Source organism: Pseudomonas sp. PB103 (genome assembly GCF_009764635.1).
Lineage (GTDB): Bacteria > Pseudomonadota > Gammaproteobacteria > Pseudomonadales > Pseudomonadaceae > Aquipseudomonas.
In genome coordinates, this window is record NZ_RWIL01000068.1 from 21,793 (window position 1) to 40,080 (window position 18,288).

Here is an 18,288-nt window from a genome sequence, read left to right on the forward strand (position 1 = left end):
CGATGCCGCTTGAGCTTCAGAGATTGCCTTCAGGGAGAGAGATCATGGAACAGAAGTTTATCAGTGAGCTGGCAGAGGCTCGTCGGGACGCGATGCTCGATTTGATTCTGGGTGAAAAACTCTGGGATGGAAACGTAGTGCTGAAGACGCCCAACGACCTCTATGAGTACCAGATGATCGACTCACTGGTAGACAGCAACCATGAAGCCAGCCAGTTATCCGTTTTTGTGGATGCGGTGCAACAACACGTGGGTTCGATCGTCCATGGTATGGAGCGTGGATTCGAGGGCGTTGCTATCGCGCCCGAGATTCTCAGTGAATGGCAGTACCGGCTGTCGTACCCGCTCTGGGCAGGTGGTGAGCGCCTGAGGGACTATGCGTACCATTACATTTTGCCGCAGCATCGCCCGAGAAAGACCACGCTGTTCAAAGCACTGGAAAGCAATCTGGGACAGATGCGGCTCACCACCGACTCGGTGCAGGTCGCGGTGCAGGAGTACCTGCACAAGTTCGAGCAAGTCAGCAAGCTGACGCTGCGCAGCGGTTACGTCGACGGCTCCAATTCCCAGCGCGCAACGTATTTGTTCGTGGCCCAGGAACAGACAGAGCCCTTCGGTTACTTTTGGCGCGAAGCGCAGGTAGATCTGGATAATCAAAGCACGACACTCAACCCGACGGCGTGGACAGAGTGGCAGCCGATCGGGGTGCTGGGCTCAGGCAAGGTGCTGAGTATTCGTCTGGTGCGCTGGGCTGGCCGCTTGACTGTGGTGTGGGTCGAGTGGCGTGAGCGGTCATCCGACGGTGAAAACTTGCAGTTTCGTTGGTCGCTGGAAATCAAGTGTTCATATCTTTCGTTCAACAACAGCTGGTCACCGGCGTTTTCGCTTTTTCAGGAAAACTATGACCGCGACGTATCCGCCGGCCAGTTTATCGCCGTAGTCCTTGCCCAGCCCGACCCTAAAAATGAGCAATTGGCGCTGTTGTACTCGACCCATGCGTCGCTGAACGGGCAGGCGCTGGACGGTGACCTGGAAATATTCCAGACAAGGGACGCGCTGTTTCGACCGGTCCAGAATGACCAGGCCACGCTGCGTGAATTGCAGTTGATTCGTTTCCCCGGCGAATCATTACAATTCAAGATCGGGCTCAAAGAACGCACGGCCAGCAGCGTAGTGCGTGTAGAGAATGGCGCTGGGCAGATAAAGGGCGACTACAACGCCTGTTTTTCTCTGGAGGCCGTCAGTTATCGCACCGTCGAAACAGGCATCACTTGGGACACCTGGTGGGTACGCGGGCGCAGCACGGCGAAGGTGCCGCTCAAATACGCTTTGAAAGAACTGGCCATCGCCTGGAAAGGCAGTTACGCCGGCCAGGATGTAGAGGTTCAGATCAAGCATCGCGGCGAAGCTTCTCTTGACGTGATGTGTCGCCTGTCCGCGCAAGGCGGAGTTGATTTTTCGTTGCAATTGGAGGGTGAGTCGATTGCCGGTTTCAACAAAAGCGACTTCTCCCAAGACGGCGAAATGGACAGCTGGATTGCTACCAAGCCGTATGCGTTGTCGTCGGCACAGCTGTCTCGATTAAGCCTGCTCACGGCCACTGAAATTCTTGATGGCGCAGGTTTTTCGGTATCTGAGTTCAATACGCGTTTCGCCAGTCAGCAGAATATTCTGCGCAACGCCAATCAATACGCCAGCCCGGAGTTCAAAATCACCTTTGCTGCTCGCTCGGTCAATGATCCTCCGGATTGGTCAGGGAGCTGCACCCTGGATGGTGCGTTCACCACACCGTGGGTCAGGTATCGCAGAAACTACGGTGTGCCCTTGGGTATGTCGATGCCGTTCTATTTCGGGGTCGAAAAGCCACACAACGGGACGACGTTCGGTCGTAACCATTTCAGCCTGACGTTCAATACGGCTCTGAGGCTTTTCACGGTTCCGTCGATTGATAAAAGCAATGCCGAGGGCGCCGAGTTTCTGGCCTTCAATAACCCGGCACAGCAATTGAAGTACGTACGCCTTAATACCTTGTTTGGTTTTTCACTGATCCAGCGTGCAAGTATTTCCGTACAGGCATTGTTGGCGTGGGAAACCCAGCATATCAGTGAGCCAGCGGCACCCGATGGCAGCGTTGAACTGAGTGGCCCGTTCGAAGGGGCCAACGGCTTGTTTTTCTGGGAGCTGTTCTTCCATCTGCCCCACCTGATTGCGAATCGGTTCGATGCCGAGGGGCGCTATGAGGAGGCCCAGAAATGGTTGCACTACTTGTTCAATCCGATGGCCAAGGAAATCACTGAGCCAGTGCAACCCCACCCCGATGATCCGGTGGTCATCCCGGCCCCGGCTTATTGGCGCTGCCGCCCGCTGCTGAGAGATATCATCATTCCAGCCTATGAGGTCCGTGAGCCTGGAGATCCGAATGCCATTGGTTACACCGCCCCCATTCACTTTCGCAAGGCTGCCTTTCTTGCGTATGTGCGGAACATCATCGCGCATGGTGACTGGTTATACCGTCAATTGACCCGTGACAGCCTCACCCAGGCAAAGCTTTTGTATGTGCGTGCGCTGGCCTTGATGGGCACGGCCCCCGAAATCAAGACATCCCATCAATGGGAGCCGCGAACGATTGCACAGTTGCTTGCCGATGCAGACTCGCAAACGGCGCTGAAACAATTCGAGAGCGAATTCGAACTTCGAGTGACCGATGTCCCCACAGGCACCTCGGCTCGTACTCAATTCGGGCTGTTGGGCAGCAAGGTGTTTCGCCTGCCGCTGGATGAGGTGGCGGTCAGGGTGTGGAAGGATCTCGACGCGCGGCTGTTCAACTTGCGCCACAGCCTGACACTGGATGGCAAACAAGTGTCCATCCCGCTGTTCAGTCCACCGATTGACCCTGAAGAGCTGCTGATCGCAATGGGGCAGGGGGCCAGCGGACGTCCCAGGAGCGCAGGAGGCCAATTGGTGGTACTGCCTTATCGCTTCAGTTACCTGCTTGAAGTCTGCAAGGGCATGGTCAATACCCTGATCAGCGACGGTGAGCAGGTACGCCAGTACATGGAACTGTTCAATCGTGGCGAGCAGGAAGAATTGCAGTTGAGCCAGGTCACCCGTTTGGGCAGTTATGCGCAGGCTATCCAGGAAGGAGCGCTGGCCAATCTGCTCGGCTCGCAAAAAGCACTGGAGCAAAATGCTGCATTGGTTCAGCAACGCATTGATCACTACGCAGCGCTCGTCAAAGAGGGCATCAGCGAGGCCGAGTACGATGTGATGAAAGACACCGAGTTGGCAAAATATCTGGAGCTGGGTGTGGCAGCGTTCCAGACCGTTGGTTCGGGATTGGAGTTAATTCCGAATATTTGGGGCCTTGCTGGGGGGGGCTATCGTCTGGCAGCCATTCCGTATGCATTGGGTGGTGCAGTGGGTATTGCGGCCAAGGTTCTGATGATGGACGCCGAGAAAAACGCCATCAATGAGCAGTATCGCCGTCGGGACGGGGAGTGGCGGTTTGCCCTGGATCAGGCGCAGCAGGAAATGCTCGGCGTCAATGAACAGATTGCAGCCCATCAGCACTCCATCAATGCCGCCAAAGCCAACCTGGAACAAACAAGGGTCGCTAGTGCTCAGGCCGTGGAACTATATGAATTCTTCAAACGACGCAGTACCAATGGCGAACTCTACAGTTGGTTGCTGGGGCAACTGAAGTGCATGTATTTCCAGGCTTACGATGCGGTGCTTGGCATGTGCCTGAACGCCCAGAGCAGCTTGATGTATGAAACGGGCGAATATGACGTGAGCCATATCCCTCTCAATACCTGGGATGATCAGTGGCACGGACTGACTGTCGGTGAATCGTTGCGCCATGCTTTGCTGATGATGGAGAAGGCCTATCTCGTTCGACACGAACGCCGTCTGGAGTTGGTCAAAACCATTTCGCTACGCCAATTGCTGACAGGCCCTGATGCCACACCCGAGGATGCAAAACAGTGGGACGATCTGATCAAGGGCGATATTGGAGAATTGACATTCCGCTTGGCGCAAAAGTCCTTTGACGAAGACTATCCGGGTCACTATCTCCGTCAGATCATCTCTGTCTCGGTCACCCTCCCGACGGTAGTGGCGCCCTATCAGGACGTACGTGCGCTACTGGTGCAAACCGGCAGTCATACCGCCATCAAACCGACGATCGAATCGGTACGGTATCTTCATCAGGTGGCGTCGGGCGGTGCCGCCCCCAGTGAAGTCAAGGTCAACGTGCGTAGCAGTCAGCGGATTGCCGTGTCTTCCGGGATGAATGATAACGGCGTTGTTGCGCTGGAGTTTACCAATGGCCGCTACTTGCCATTTGAGGGGACGGGGGCCGTTTCCTCCTGGAAGTTCAAGTTCCCTCGCCATACATATCCTCGACAAGAGCAGATCATCCAATCTTTGACCGACATCATCTTCCATCTCCGCTATATGGCAGCCGACGGCGGCGCGGCATTTGCCGCTGAGGTCGAACAAGAATTGTAACGCCACTACCCGCAACGCGGTTGAGCAGGCTCGACGCACAGACGCTCGGGCAGTCGATGGCAACGTTAGGACAAGGAAGGCACAACCATGAATACGCCAGCGCTTCTCGCGAACAAGAACCTTATCGTCAATGGAGAGTTTGTCTCGAATGTGGACGGCTGGACATTGTCGGATTACACCAAAGGTACGGCGGCTCAGGAGCTGGACTCCGGGGGCACCCTGCGCTGGCACTTGAAACTTGTCAACGAAGGCGAGGCATTGCAAACGGTTCACGTGCCGGTCAAACCTCAGCCAGGGGTGGTCTATTGTTTGAGGTTTGAGTTTCAGTCGACCAATGGCGCCACGTGTCAGGTTGTGATCAGTCCGGACAGCGGGCCCGAGCAATCCTATGAATTGGTCTCATCGTCGCTGTTGGATAATCCCCAGCCCCTCGTGCTTTATCTGGAAAAATTCGAGCAACCCATCGAATTTTATTCGCCTGCGGAACAACAGGTCACGATCCGCTTTGTCACCCCGGCCAACAGCGGTCAACCTCACCGAGGGTTGCGCGTGACGGGTGTAAGTGTCGAGGTTCAACTGCCCCCATTGCAGGTGCAGTCGTTGAAGTTTGACGGGGATGAGATAGAAACCACCGATAAGATCTTTCTTTGTCGAGGTGCGGGACTGGCAGGTACCGAACCGCACCGACTGTCGATCACACCGAAAGCCGACAGTCCGTGGCTTGGCTCCCGGGTTTCACTGTTGCTCGATGAATCTGCCGGGCCCTCTGGAGGCGTCAGTTCGGACCCTGAGTTGGGTCAAGAGCGGCCGATGGAGGGGGGCTGGAAGTTAATCTGCGCCGACATGGATGAGCCGGACACAGAGCATTCGTTAGGGATCCGCAGCGAATACACCGCTGAAATTTATTCAATACCGGCAATGTTGGGCCATTACAGGCTGATACTTGAGGCGGTGGACGGGCCGTTGTACTACCCGGTGGTTGAACTGGATGAAGACATTCCGATCACCGTCCGCGTGAAGTCCTACTACACGCAAAAACCGATGGGCTATCGCAAGGTAACCTGGACGCTCGGGGGCAAGATCTTGGATGAGAGCCATACCAACGCGCAGGGCGATGCGACTTTCACGTTCAAACCCGATAACACGCAAGGCGGGCTGCAGACGATCGTCGCATCGGTAGATAGTTTTTATTACCCGGATAACGCTTCTCTGGAGATTCCCGTCCGGGTACTGCTGGACAGTCCGTGGCACACGGTCGAGTTGCAACTGGACGAAATCGACGCGTCGCTCTGGGGAGACGCAACGGCTTATCCCAACCGCGGTGGTTCGCATCAACTCAAGCTTTTACTGCCCGCAGATCACCCATTGGAAGATACCGATTTTGCCTTGAGCTGGCTTCCTGGGGGGGACTCACCGCAAACACTGGGCGTGAGCTTCAGTCCATCGTTGGAAACCTTCGTGCCGTTGGCAGAGGCATCGGTGATATGGACCATGGCCGCCGAGAATAAACGCAACGGTCAATATTCATTGCTTGTGAGTTGTTCAAGGTTGAAAACAGCGTCCAGACCGAACCTGATGAAACTGGCGCATAACTGGTTGGATAAAGGCGAGACCCGGATGTCCACCAAATATCCGGTCATTGATGACGAGACCGTTGCTTTACTGAGTCTTCAGGTCAGATCGCAAACCATCGACGCTGATGCTCCCGAGGTGATTGTGGGCTGGCGCGTTGGAGAAGGCCCCGTCGTAGAACGCACTACCGGGGCGGGTGGATGGAGTGAGTTCCCCCATCAACCTGAAACCGTTGACCCCATCAATATAACTGCGCAGGTAACAAGCCCGTACGACAAAAGCAGTTTCTCTCATACATTTGTCCTGGCACCGGTGCAGTCCAATCCGTGGACAGAGTTCACCAGCCTCTCGATGCGGGATATGCCATTGGATGCAGCTGTAGGCATTGTCTGCCTGTCGGGGGAGGAGGGACAGCTGAAGCTGGATTCGATCAAGCCCGAGTTTTCCGGCGAATGGATGCACCTTGAAATGTCAGATCAGAACCCGGAACTCGATCTGGTGTTTGATCCGCCCCTGGGCGAAAAAAAGCGACTGGAATACGGGCAGGCGCTGACATGGAGTATCAAATCGAACGCACCCATAGGGGGTCGTTTCAGCCTGCGCATATGTTGTGAGGGAGTTCTTCCAGCTTGGGAGATTGTCGGGAGGGTGATCTCCAAAAACTTTGAAAATGAAGCAACGCTGGCTTTTGATCAATTCAAAATCGACCCTGTGTTGGGTGGTTTTCCCTGTCTGGGGATGAATCTGCCTTTTATTTTTCAGTACAGGGCAGGCAGTGCGCTGGCAGGTCTCGATGCGCAATTGAAATGGGAGGGGCAACCCCCTGCTGAGCTCAAGATAAAGGTCGACCCTGAACCGGGTACCTCGGTTGAACTGACCGCGGAAGGAGCCAAGTGGAGTCTGGATTGTCGGAGCAGCGTCGAGATAGGCACGTTCACATTGACGGTGCTCATTCCGGGCATCGGACCAGGCTTCGCGTACGGACCTTTTGCCATGAATCTGGGCCATCACCGGGTCGATTTTACCGGTATCGAACATGAGGCCATTATTGACCCGGTGGTTGCTGAGCAGGAGCGCGTCGGGGTGGCGCAGCAGGTCCGATCCCTATTCACCGAACGCCCCGTCGAGGACGTGCCTGTGACGTGGAAGGGCTCCACGGATGGACAGGCCACTTCCGAGCCAAGCCGCCGCAACGGATTTTCCTTGTTTTTGTACCAGCCGAAAACCGTCGGTCCTCATGAGGTCATCGCTGAGTTGGAGAGTAAGTTCGACGGTGAAATTTACAGCAGAACGATGATGGTCAAGGCACTGGCAAGCAATGTCTGGGACAACGTGGAATTTCAGTTTGACAGTACAGAAGGCAGTCTCTGGGGAGAAATGACGGCGTTCGCGCGTCGCGGCCAGACGCATACAGTCACCCTCAAACTCAAAGATGCGACCCAACTGCCGGTCAATACTTACGTGCAGCTGGGCTGGAGAGGACCAGGCGCAACTGAACTGGGTGTGACAGTCGATTCTGCGCTGGGAACGAGGCGTCTGTTGACGGCTCAGGGGCTCACCTGGAGATTGACCTTCAGTAATACGCCGGGTCTGACGGCAGGCAGTTTTTCGTTGTTTCTGGTTGCCGAGCGGGTACTCGCCACTTCGCCGGAAAACCCTTTCACGATCAATGCCTCGACCAGCGCACAGTCGCAGAATGTTGCGGGTTGAGCGGTGCGTCTGGCAAACAAACCGTCGGGTGATCAATCGGCATTCAGAGCTGGCCGGCTTTTTTCCAGCTCAGATAAAGCGTGGCCAATTCTGCCCCCAGCTCAGCGGGACGAACATCCAGTAACTGCACACCATGAGCCGCCAATCGCTCATGGTGTGCATGGCGGCTGTTCAGGTAGTCAACGGTGCCGCAATAGTTGAGCGCTTCATCGAGGGTTTGCACGCCCGGCAACTGCAGTGGGTCGAGCACGTTTTCGCGCAAGCTGGCCAGCAGAACGCGATGTTGCTGACTCAAGTGTTTGACGGCGCTCAGCAGTTCTTCATCGTCCTCCTCGCGCACATTGGTCACCAGCACCACCAGCGCTCGGCGTTTCTGCCGGGCCAACAGTGGACGGATCGCCGCCTGATAGTCCGCCGGGCGTTGACTGCTGTCGAGGTCGTAAACACTGTTGAGCAAAACGTTGAGCTGCCCGGTGCCCTTGATTGGCGCAAGGTAACGCGGATGCTCAGCGGCGAACGTGCACATGCCCACCGCATCACCCTGACGCAAAGCCACATAACTGAGCAGCAGACAGGCGTTCAGCGCATGGTCAAAGTGCGACAGTTCATCGTCCTGGCTGCGCATGTTGCGTCCGCAATCGAGCATGAAGATGACCTGCTGATCACGTTCGTCCTGATACTCACGGGCGATCGGTGTGCGCTGGCGGGCGGTAGCTTTCCAGTCGATCTGACGCAAGCTGTCGCCTTCACGGAATTCGCGCAGTTGATGGAATTCCAGACCCTGACCACGGCGCTGTTTTTGTCGCACGCCGAGCTGGCTGAGCCAGTTGTCCACCGCCAGCAATTCACCACCATAGAGCCGGGCGAAATCCGGGTAGACGCGGGTGTGACCGATGACGTCGAGCAGGCGTTTGCCTGACCATAAACCCAGTGGGCTAGGCAGGTTGATTTCGCAGTGTTCGAAGCTGAAGTGCCCGCGTTTGAGGGCGCGCAGGCGGTAGCCGACGTGGCTGATTTTGCCGGGCTGCAACTGGACGTTCAGCGGCAGGTTTTCAAAACTCAGGCCGTCCGGCACATGGTCGAAAAGTTGCAGGTGCAGCGGCTCGATGAAGTCGTGTTCCACCTCCAGGCGTACTTCGCCCCAGCGCCCGAGCGCGAGGCTGCCGGGCATTTGCCGTTTGACGCGAATGGCGGGCAGGCGCTTGAGGCGCAGCGCATCGATGGCGGCGAGGGTCAGCAGGGCGAGCAGCAAGCCCCAGTTGATTGACAGCAGGCTGGGCGGGAGGTCGATATCCAATGCCTGCAAGGCGCCGAGGACGATGCCGATGGCCAGTAGCAGTGTCAGCCAGATCAATAGGAGTCTTGAGGGTTTCATGGCATGGCACCGGGGTGTTCGTTGAAAAGATCGCAGCCTTCGGCAGCTCCTACATGAGTGATGTGTAGGAGCTGCCGAAGGCTGCGATCTTTTCTGCCCAAAACGGATTTCACAGGCGCGGCGCCGGGATCTGGTCGAGCAGTTGCAGCAACACCTGATCGACTTGCAAGCCTTCGATGTCCAGCTCCGGAGCGATGCGCACGCGATGGCGCAGCACGGCCAGCGCGCAGCCCTTGATGTCGTCGGGAATCACGAACTCGCCGCCGCGCAGCAACGCGCGGGCACGGGCGCAGCGTACCAGCGCAATCGAGGCGCGCGGCCCGGCACCGAGGGTCAGCCCCGGCCAGGTGCGGGTGCTGCGTGCCAGCCGAACGGCGTAATCGAGCACCTGATCATCCATCGGCAGATCACTGGCAATGCGTTGCAGGGCCTGCACATCCTTGGCTTGCAGCACCGTGCGCAGGGGTTGCACATCGAGCATGTCAGCGCGGGTCGAGCGACTGACCTGACGCACCATGTTCAGCTCTTGTTCGGCGTCGGGGTAATCCATGCGCACTTTGAGCATGAACCGGTCGAGCTCGGCTTCGGGCAGGGGGTAGGTGCCTTCCTGTTCGATCGGGTTCTGCGTTGCCAACACCATGAACGGTTGCGCGATCGGCAGGGCGCGACCTTCGAGGGTGACTTGCCTTTCCTGCATCGCTTCGAGCAACGCCGCCTGGGTTTTTGCCGGCGCGCGATTGATCTCGTCGGCCAGCAGCAGGTTGGTGAACAGCGGGCCTTTGCGCAGTTTGAACTGCTCGGTCTGCAGGTCGTACACGGCGTGGCCGGTAACGTCGCTGGGCATCAGGTCCGGGGTGAACTGGATACGCGCGAACTCGCCACCAAAGCAACGCGCCAATGCGCGCACCAGCAAGGTTTTACCCAGCCCTGGCACGCCTTCGAGCAGCACGTGGCCGCCAGCAATCAACGCCGTGAGCACGTCGTCGATCACCTGATTCTGGCCGATCAGGGCTTTCTGCAATTCGCTGCGAACCGCCTGCGCCAGTTGACTGGCGCGCTGGCGTTGCTGGGCGGCGTGGCTGGCGCTGCCGGGCTCGGTCTGTTCATTCATAGCGTGTTCCTCAAGGTTTGCAGGTGGGCGACCTGACGGCAGAACTCGGCGCTGGACAAACGCTGGTTCGCAACCGGGCTCAGGGCCTGGCTGATGGCACGGGTCGGCTGGCGGGTCAGGCGTGACAGCGCCAGCCATTGTTCGGCGACGTTCAATCGATCAAATCCGGGGTGACGGCGTCGAGCGCGGCGCAACACGTCCTGTTGCAGCGCTTGCAGCAATGCTTGCTGACCATTGTGGCGCAGGACGAAATCGGCGCTGGCGCGCAGATGCTCCTGCAACCGTCGCCGCCCGCTCGGGGCCGGCGCCTGGAGCGGGCCATGACGCACGCCGACATGCCACAGCCACAGGCCGATCAAGGCGAGCAGGGCGACGATGGCCTGCGGGAAGTAGCGCCAAAGCAAGGTCAGCAACCCGTCGTGCTCAGTGTTGTAGATCAACGTGACGTCGGTGTCGGCGCTCAGGTACCAGAGCAGCCAGGCGTTGTCGTATTGGCTGACGGTTTTGTTCTTCCACAACTCGGCGTCGGTGACCACGGTGGTCGAGCCGAGGCTGTAGGGCAGTTGCATCATGTGCGTGGCCTTGGCGCTGTTGGCCCAGGCCTGCGCGAGATCTTTCGGGTCGTCGAGGTGGAAATCGGTGTCGAAACCGGCATAGGCCGGTGCGTCTTCATCTTCCAGATAGAGCTTGGTCAATTGCGGGAAGCGCTCTGGCTCCTGATCGTTGGGTGGCTCCTTGAGATCTTTGCTCAGCGACTGATGCAGTTGCACGCGATCGAGCAGAAGATCGTTGCTCTGGCGGGTCTGCTCGTCCCATATCGACTCGGCGACAAACACCAGCCGCCCACCGGCGCGCGTCCAGTTGAGGACTTGCTCGACCTGACGCGGGGTCATGCGTGAACGGTCGTTGAACAACAGCAGCGTGTGTCGACGTGGGTCGATGTCGGGGAGTATGGCGAGGCTTTCGGCGTGGCTGACGTTGAGGCCGCGTTGCTGTAAGAACAGCTCTGCCGCCAGATACGGATTGGCCTGCACGGCAGGCGAGGGGCCATGATCGACTTCTTCCTGATAAGGCTTGGCCTTGAGGAACAGAAAAACGCTCAACGCGACAAGCAGCGTACCGATCAGCGCGCCGATCCACCACAGTGAACGCCGGTTCAAACCCGGGCTCCGTGACCGAACAGGGCGCGCCAGCCATCGCACAATTGCTGTTGCAGATGCGCCGCCGGGATTCGATGCCCGTAGGCCATGTTCTGCCAATGAGTGGTCAGGTCGCGGCTGAATGCGAGCAACTCCGGGCGCTGCAATTGTTCAACGCGCGCCAGCACCTGATGTTCGGTGTCGGCGGGTTTCAAGGTCAGCGCAAAGTCGTGCAGCAGGTGGCTGAGCAGACCGCGATAGAGCAGGCTCAGCGCCGCGCGGGGCTGGGTTTGCCAGAGTTGTTCGGCGCGGGTGGCGATGTCGTCGGGCAGGGTGTCGCGGTTCAAATCCAGGCCGAAGGCTTGTTGCGGCAGCGCTCGCTTGGGTTTTGCCGGCAGGGACGGGCGGCGGCTGACGAAGGCTCGCAGAAATTCACGGTAATGCCAGATCAGCCAGCCGAGCAAGGCAATCACCGTGCCCCACAGCAGCACCTCGATCAGCTTGGCCAGCGTGTTGAAATGCTGACCGTCGAGCCATCCCAGCAGCGTTTTCAGCCACTGCGGTGCTTCACCGGGTTCTGAATCCTTGGCTGGCGCTGCGGGGTCTTCGCCAAAACGGTAGCGGGTGACGGACTCCTTGTTCTTGAACGGCGGCTGTTCGAGCAGGGCCTTGATGCTGTCGCGCGAGGCCTGGCTGGTCAGCGGCTGATTCAACAAGCGCGGAGCATCGGAACCGCTGTCGGCTTCGGCCGCCCACACCGAGGGCACGTTCGGCAATATCAAAAACACCGCCAGCAGCAGCCCCAGCACAGCGTTGTTCAGGCGTTGGCGCAAGCGACGGAACACCAGTTCGATGTCCCAGGCTTCCAGGTGCGTGCGGCGGTTCAGATAAAGGCTGAACCCGCAGGCGACGTAGATCGGCTCCCAGACCACCAGCACCAGCGCATAAAAAGCGTTGGTCAGGTGCTCCAGCCAGCGCCAGTCGTGGTCCGCCGCAAGAATCAGCGATTGCCAGTCCCAATCGGTTTCAATCGGCTGCGGCAGGAGCATGTAGAACAGCACCATCAAGCCGATCCATAACGCCGTTTCCAGATGCACGCCGATGATCGTCAGCCATTGCGCAGCGCCCGCGTTGCGCTGCGAAAGCACGGTTACTCGCTGCTGTCGCGCGTTGCCATCGAGGCCCTCAAGTTGCATCACTGGCATCAGAAAGCTGCGGCTCAGGCTCAGCCGGCGCCAGGTCAGGCTGGCCAGCAATTGAGGTTTGAGCAGCCGTGGCCACTCGCGCAACGCTTGCTTGAGCGACGGTGTTTCGCCGAACAGCGCTTTGGAAAGGATGTACAGCGGCAGGCGTTCGTAGGCTGGTTTCAACCACCAGAAAATAAACACCGCCAGCGACGGAGAATCCCACAGCAGCAGACTGAGCACGGCAAACAGCGGCAGGGTGACGATGGCCCAACTGGTCATCAACAGACGTCGGTGCTGCTGAGACATCAGCACGCCGAGATCCATGGCTTCCCAGCTTGTGCGTGGACGGATCACCACCGTGGCGTCACTCAGGCGCATGGCGATTCCTTCCGGCGAACAACAGATAGGCCGCGACCATTAACCAGAGCCCGGCGCCGACCAGGTATTTGGTCAGCGGGGCGACACTGGTTTTCGACGACCAATAGGCCTCGATGAACGCCGCGATCAGCAGAAACACCATCACTCCGCAGATCAGCAAGACGCTTTTGCGCGCCGCGCGTTTCAAGGCTTCGGCGCGGGTCAGGCGCCGGGGGGCAATCAGCGCCCAGCCGAGTTCCAGGCCGGCCGCGCCGGCGAGGGCAATCGCCGTCAGTTCGAAGGCGCCATGGCCGATGACGAACGGCCAGAAGGTCTGGCCGAAACCGATCTCGGTCAGGTGCCCGGCGACCGCGCCGATCACCAGCCCGTTATAGAACAGAAAGAACGCGCTGCCGATGCCCATCAGCAATCCGCTGGCGAAGGTCTGGAAGGCGATGCTGATGTTGTGCATCACGTAGTAACCGAACATCACCCAGTCTTCGCTGGCCGCGCGCTCGGCGGGGCGACCGAGGTGGCCGGCGACGGGGTCGTACATGCCTTGCATCTCACGCACCTGTTCGGCGGGGATCAGGTTGTAGACCAGCTCGGGAAACCCATACACAAACACACCGACACCGATCAGGCTGCCGAAAAACAACAGCGCCGCGACCAGCACAAAAGGCCATTCGGCGCGCACCAGTCGCGGAAAATCGGCGAGGATAAAGCTCAGCAGATTGGCCCCGAGACGACTGCGATGGCGATACAACTGCTGATGCCCGCGCAGCACTTGCTGTTGCAACGAGTCGATGAGGAAACTGCTGTAACCGCGCTCCTGCGCCAACGCCAGGTGCTGGCAAAGTCGGCGATAGGCTTTGGGGAAAGCGCTGACCTGCGAGGTGCCCTTGCCGCGTTCAAGACGTTCGAGGGCCAGCGCAAAACGCTCCCATTCGACCTTGTGGCGACTTTCGAAGAGGCTTTGCTTCATGTCGGGCCCAACAAGCCGCGTGCGATGCCGTTCAGTTCCGCCACGGCTTTGGGCGCGGAAATGTGCAGCGGCTGGGCGAGCAGGGCGGCCAGTTCATTGACCCGCGCTGCTGACAATTCGCCCTGACGTTCGGCAAACCCGAGCACCGCGCGTTGTTCGCTGAGGGTCAGCACAACGGGTGAACGGCGCGGTTCGGCCTCGGGCAGTTGCGGGCGGGTCAGCTTGCGTTCGCTGTAGACCACCAGCGTGCCGGCGGCAATGTCGCCGAGGCGTTTGAACGTCGGATGATGCAGGCAGCTGAGGGTGCCGAGAAAGTAGCCGAACGGCAGCAGATCGACGAAGCGCAGCAGGTTGCGCAGCAATGACGCCGACCAGCCCACCGGTGTGCCGTCATCGTGGACCACGCGCAGGCCCATCCACTGTTTACCAGGCGACTGGCCCTGACGCAGTACTTCGAACAGCACCATGTACCACCAACTGATCGCGAACAGCAGCAACGAACCGAGACCCAGACCCAGCTTGCCGAGGAACGCCAGCGCGATAAACAGCACGCCCGCGATCACACCGCGAATGCCCAGATCGATCGCGAACGCCACAGACCGCACCATCAACCCGGCCGGACGCAGGGGCAGGTCGATGCCTTCCGGCGTTTCGACCTGATGCCGCGTATCCAGCGGCGGGGCCAGCGATGCTTTCCTTGGCGGTGCTGTGGTCTCGAGCATGGGCTACCTGATGTTCGCCTGTTCGGGGTGCAAGTGCGTCCGATGCTAGCAGCCTCTCGGGGGGAAACGACATCACTATGTATTGCACCGCGTGTGAGGCAACGTGCAGAAATGACGCGAGGCTGGCCGCGACAAGGGTTGAGCGCCTAGACTTTGCCGATCTTCAGTTCAGGAACCGCCCGTGACTTCAATCTTCTGGTACGACTACGAAACCACCGGCATCAATCCGCGTAACGACCGCCCGCTGCAGGTCGCCGGGATTCGCACTGACCACGAGCTCAACGAAATCGACGCGCCGGTCAACCTCTACTGCCAGCCCAGTGAAGACATCCTGCCGCACCCGGCGGCCTGTGCAATTACCGGCATCACCCCCAGCCAGCTCGCCGAAAAAGGTTTGAGCGAAGCCGACTTCATGACTCGCGTACACGCGCAACTGGCCGCGCCCGGCACCTGCGGCGCAGGTTACAACACCTTGCGCTTCGACGACGAAATGACCCGTTACAGCCTCTATCGCAACTTCTTCGATCCCTACGCCCGGGAATGGCAGGGTGGCAACAGTCGCTGGGATCTGATCGATGTGGTGCGCGCCGCGTACGCATTGCGCCCGGACGGCCTGGTCTGGCCGACCGATGACGAGGGCCGCGTCACCCTCAAGCTCGAACGCCTGACCGCCGCCAACAACATCGATCACGGGCATGCCCACGAAGCGTTATCCGACGTGCGCGCGACCATCGCGCTGGCCAGACTGATTCGCGAGAAACAGCCGAAGCTCTATGACTGGCTGTTTCAATTGCGCAGCAAACAGAAGGTCATGGATCAGATTCGCCTGTTGCAGCCGCTGGTGCATATTTCCGGGCGCTTCTCGGCGGCACGCAGTTATGTCGGCGTGGTCATGCCGTTGGCCTGGCACCCGAAAAATCGCAATGCGTTGATTGTCTGCGACTTGCACCTCGACCCGCAGGGCTTGCTTGACCTGGATGCGCAAACCCTGCGCCAGCGCCTGTACACGCGCCGCGACGATTTGCTCGAAGGCGAATTGCCGGTGCCGCTCAAGCTGATTCACATCAATCGTTGCCCGGTGGTGGCGCCGTTGTCGGTGTTGCGCGCCGTAGATCAGCAGCGACTGGGTCTGGACATGGCGCTTTATCAGGCGCGAGCACTGCGACTAACTGACGCACAACAAGTTTGGAAAGATAAAGTCGCGGCGATTTATGCCAGCGAAGATTTCACCCCCAGCGAAGATCCGGAACAACAGTTGTACGACGGATTTATCGGTGACCGTGATCGGCGTCTGTGCGAGCAAGTGAGAACCTCCGATCCGGCACAATTAGCGCAAGAGCAATGGCCGTTCGATGATGAACGTTTGCCTGAATTACTCTTTCGATATCGAGCGCGTAACTTTCCCGATACGTTGAATTCTGAAGAGCAAGAACGCTGGAGAATATTTTGCCAGCAGCGTTTGTCGGTGCCTGAATGGGGGGCTCCAAATACCCTGACATCATTTATCAACACGGCCGAGCAGTGGCTGCTTAGTGCGACGCCGATGCAGAGCGCGGTGATCAATGAATGGCAGAGTTATGTCCAGGCATTACGCAAACGTTTGGATCTTTGAAATCGAACATGCCCGGCATAAATGTCGGGCATAAAAAAACGCCAGCATTGGCTGGCGTTTTTTTTTCGTCACCGATCAATCAGCGACGGGCGTTGCGGCTTAGCCCAGCAGGGTAGCCCAGCCTTCAACCACGTCACCGCCCCACTTGGCTTTCCACTCTTTCAGAGTTTTGTGGTTGCCACCTTTGGTTTCGATGACTTCGCCGTTGTGCGGGTTTTTGTATTGTTTAACTTTGCGAGCACGCTTGGTGCCGGTAGTTTTTACTGCGCCGCCGCGTGGTGCTTTGGTTTTCGACTCTGGGTCCAGCAGCGCGATGATGTCACGCAGCGACTTGGAGTATTCGCCCATCAGGGTGCGCAGTTTGCCTTCGAATTCCAGCTCGGTTTGCAGTTTGTCGTCTTGCGACAGGTTCTTCAAACGGGCTTGCAGCTCTTTGATAGCTTCTTCGGTGGCGCGATATTCGTTGATCAAGGACATGAGAACTACCTTATGTGGAGGTGTTGAATGGCAGGGGACAGTGCCGCAATAATAGTCAGGCTGTTTCATCAAGTAAACATTTAACCGGAGTTTTTATTTAAATTAGTTACGATTAATAGGCATGAATTGATTGTTCCGTTAAATAGTGTGATGCAGTCATCACAGATATTCACAAAGATCTGTTGATGCGATGCCACTAGAGCGCCATCACGTTGACGTTTATCCCCGTCAAAAAGCCGTATCGTCTGCCTAAACCCACGCCAGCGCTCATCAATACTGCAGTTTTCCCGCGCAGTCGCTAGAATGGCGGCCTTTGCGAAGTTCTGGAGTCTTCCCCTCATGCGCACTTTTCGTCTGGTGATTTCTTGCCCGGACCGCGTTGGCATCGTTGCCAAAGTCAGTAATTTTCTGGCAGCCCACAATGGCTGGATCACCGAAGCGAGCCACCACTCGGATAATCAGGTGGGTTGGTTCTTCATGCGTCACGAAATTCGTGCCGATTCGCTGCCATTCGGTATTGAAGTATTGCGCGAGAAGTTTGCGCCGATCGCCGAAGAGTTCTCGATGGACTGGCGCATCACCGACACCGAGCAGAAGAAGCGCGTAGTGCTGATGGCCAGCCGCGAATCGCACTGTCTGGCGGACTTGCTGCACCGCTGGCACAGCGATGAGCTGGATTGCGAAATTTCCTGCGTGATTTCCAACCACGACGACCTGCGCAGCATGGTCGAGTGGCACGGCATCCCTTATTACCATGTGCCGGTCAATCCGCAGGACAAGCAACCGGCGTTCGATGAAGTGTCGCGTCTGGTCAAACAGCACGACGCTGAAGTGGTGGTGCTGGCGCGCTACATGCAAATCCTGCCGCCGGACATGTGCCGCGAATATGCACACAAGGTCATCAACATTCACCACAGCTTCCTGCCGTCGTTCGTCGGCGCCAAGCCGTACCACCAGGCTTCCCTGCGTGGTGTGAAACTGATCGGCGCGACCTGCCACTACGTGACCGAGGAGCTGGATGCCGGCCCGATCATCGAGCAGGACGTGGTACGTGTCAGCCACAGCGACAGCATTGAAGACATGGTGCGTTTCGGCCGTGACGTCGAGAAGATGGTGCTGGCTCGCGGCCTGCGTTACCACCTCGAAGATCGCGTGCTGGTGCACGGCAACAAGACCGTGGTGTTCTGATCGAGCGCCCGCAGGCTTGAAAAACCAAGGGTCTGGGCGTTCAATCGTCCAGACCCTTTGTCATTTCTGCTTTGAGGAAAAGCCATGACCGATCCACTGGACAAAGCCACTTCCAAAGCACCGGCGACGTTGGGCGAGGGTTGTTTGAGTCGCTACGACCCGGAGGACATGAGCCCGGAGGATGGCACCGAGTTTCCCGGTGCGGCCGAGTTGTGGGAGCAGGTAAAACCAGAGTCGGACGATGACACAGTGGATGCCTGAAAAGATCGTCCGATCGCGGCCCGAGCCTTCGGCAGCTCCTACATTGAAACCCAATCCCTGTAGGAGCTGCCGAAGGCTGCGATC

12 protein-coding genes are annotated in these 18,288 nt (G+C 58.3%); 5 read left to right on the top strand and 7 right to left on the bottom strand.

Annotated elements, in window-relative coordinates; all coding sequences use genetic code 11:
- The first annotated feature begins 44 nt into the window (after positions 1-44).
- Both EJA70_RS12835 and EJA70_RS12840 read left to right on the top strand, forming a co-directional pair.
- A complete protein-coding gene (locus EJA70_RS12835) occupies positions 45-4,508 on the top strand; it encodes a neuraminidase-like domain-containing protein (protein WP_158831135.1) in 4,464 nt (1,487 codons plus the stop codon).
- Between the two features lie 87 nt (positions 4,509-4,595).
- The gene (locus tag EJA70_RS12840) at positions 4,596-7,790 is read left to right on the top strand and encodes a hypothetical protein (protein WP_158831137.1); all 3,195 of its coding nucleotides are present in this window, start codon (positions 4,596-4,598) and stop codon (positions 7,788-7,790) included.
- 43 nt (positions 7,791-7,833) lie between these two features.
- Here EJA70_RS12840 and EJA70_RS12845 read toward each other — a convergent pair whose 3' ends face one another.
- The 6 genes from EJA70_RS12845 to EJA70_RS12870 all read right to left on the bottom strand — a co-directional run bounded on the left by EJA70_RS12845 (position 7,834) and on the right by EJA70_RS12870 (position 14,666).
- On the bottom strand, positions 7,834-9,165 hold the full coding sequence (locus EJA70_RS12845; RefSeq protein ID WP_158831139.1) for a DUF58 domain-containing protein: 1,332 nt from the start codon (positions 9,163-9,165) through the stop codon (positions 7,834-7,836).
- 109 nt (positions 9,166-9,274) lie between these two features.
- Entirely contained in the window at positions 9,275-10,276 is a 1,002-nt protein-coding gene (locus EJA70_RS12850; RefSeq protein ID WP_008080411.1) for a MoxR family ATPase, read from the bottom strand.
- Positions 10,273-11,436 carry a DUF4350 domain-containing protein gene (locus tag EJA70_RS12855; RefSeq protein ID WP_158831141.1) on the bottom strand — a complete coding sequence of 388 codons (1,164 nt, stop codon included), beginning with the start codon at positions 11,434-11,436 and terminating at the stop codon, positions 10,273-10,275. Before EJA70_RS12855 ends, EJA70_RS12850 begins: the two co-directional genes overlap by 4 nt.
- On the bottom strand, positions 11,433-12,980 hold the full coding sequence (locus tag EJA70_RS12860; RefSeq protein WP_158831143.1) for a DUF4129 domain-containing protein: 1,548 nt from the start codon (positions 12,978-12,980) through the stop codon (positions 11,433-11,435). The genes EJA70_RS12855 and EJA70_RS12860 overlap by 4 nt, the downstream gene beginning before the upstream one ends.
- Positions 12,967-13,944 carry a stage II sporulation protein M gene (locus tag EJA70_RS12865; protein ID WP_158831145.1) on the bottom strand — a complete coding sequence of 326 codons (978 nt, stop codon included), beginning with the start codon at positions 13,942-13,944 and terminating at the stop codon, positions 12,967-12,969. Before EJA70_RS12865 ends, EJA70_RS12860 begins: the two co-directional genes overlap by 14 nt.
- Positions 13,941-14,666 carry an RDD family protein gene (locus EJA70_RS12870; RefSeq protein WP_158831147.1) on the bottom strand — a complete coding sequence of 242 codons (726 nt, stop codon included), beginning with the start codon at positions 14,664-14,666 and terminating at the stop codon, positions 13,941-13,943. The genes EJA70_RS12865 and EJA70_RS12870 overlap by 4 nt, the downstream gene beginning before the upstream one ends.
- Positions 14,667-14,847: 181 nt before the next feature.
- Between EJA70_RS12870 and sbcB the strand changes: the two genes are divergently transcribed.
- A complete protein-coding gene (gene sbcB / locus EJA70_RS12875; protein WP_158831149.1) occupies positions 14,848-16,278 on the top strand; it encodes an exodeoxyribonuclease I in 1,431 nt (476 codons plus the stop codon).
- Between the two features lie 99 nt (positions 16,279-16,377).
- On the opposite strand, the gene mvaT is transcribed toward sbcB, so the two are convergent.
- Positions 16,378-16,755, bottom strand: a complete 378-nt coding sequence (gene mvaT, locus EJA70_RS12880) for a histone-like nucleoid-structuring protein MvaT (RefSeq protein ID WP_007933316.1) — start codon at positions 16,753-16,755, stop codon at positions 16,378-16,380.
- Positions 16,756-17,094: 339 nt separating this feature from the next.
- Here mvaT and purU point away from each other — a divergent pair, with 339 nt between their 5' ends.
- Together purU and EJA70_RS30840 are read left to right on the top strand one after the other, a co-directional pair.
- On the top strand, positions 17,095-17,943 hold the full coding sequence (gene purU / locus EJA70_RS12885; RefSeq protein ID WP_007912774.1) for a formyltetrahydrofolate deformylase: 849 nt from the start codon (positions 17,095-17,097) through the stop codon (positions 17,941-17,943).
- A gap of 84 nt (positions 17,944-18,027) precedes the next feature.
- A complete protein-coding gene (locus EJA70_RS30840) occupies positions 18,028-18,204 on the top strand; it encodes a hypothetical protein (protein ID WP_178116855.1) in 177 nt (58 codons plus the stop codon).
- The last annotated feature ends 84 nt before the right edge of the window (positions 18,205-18,288 follow it).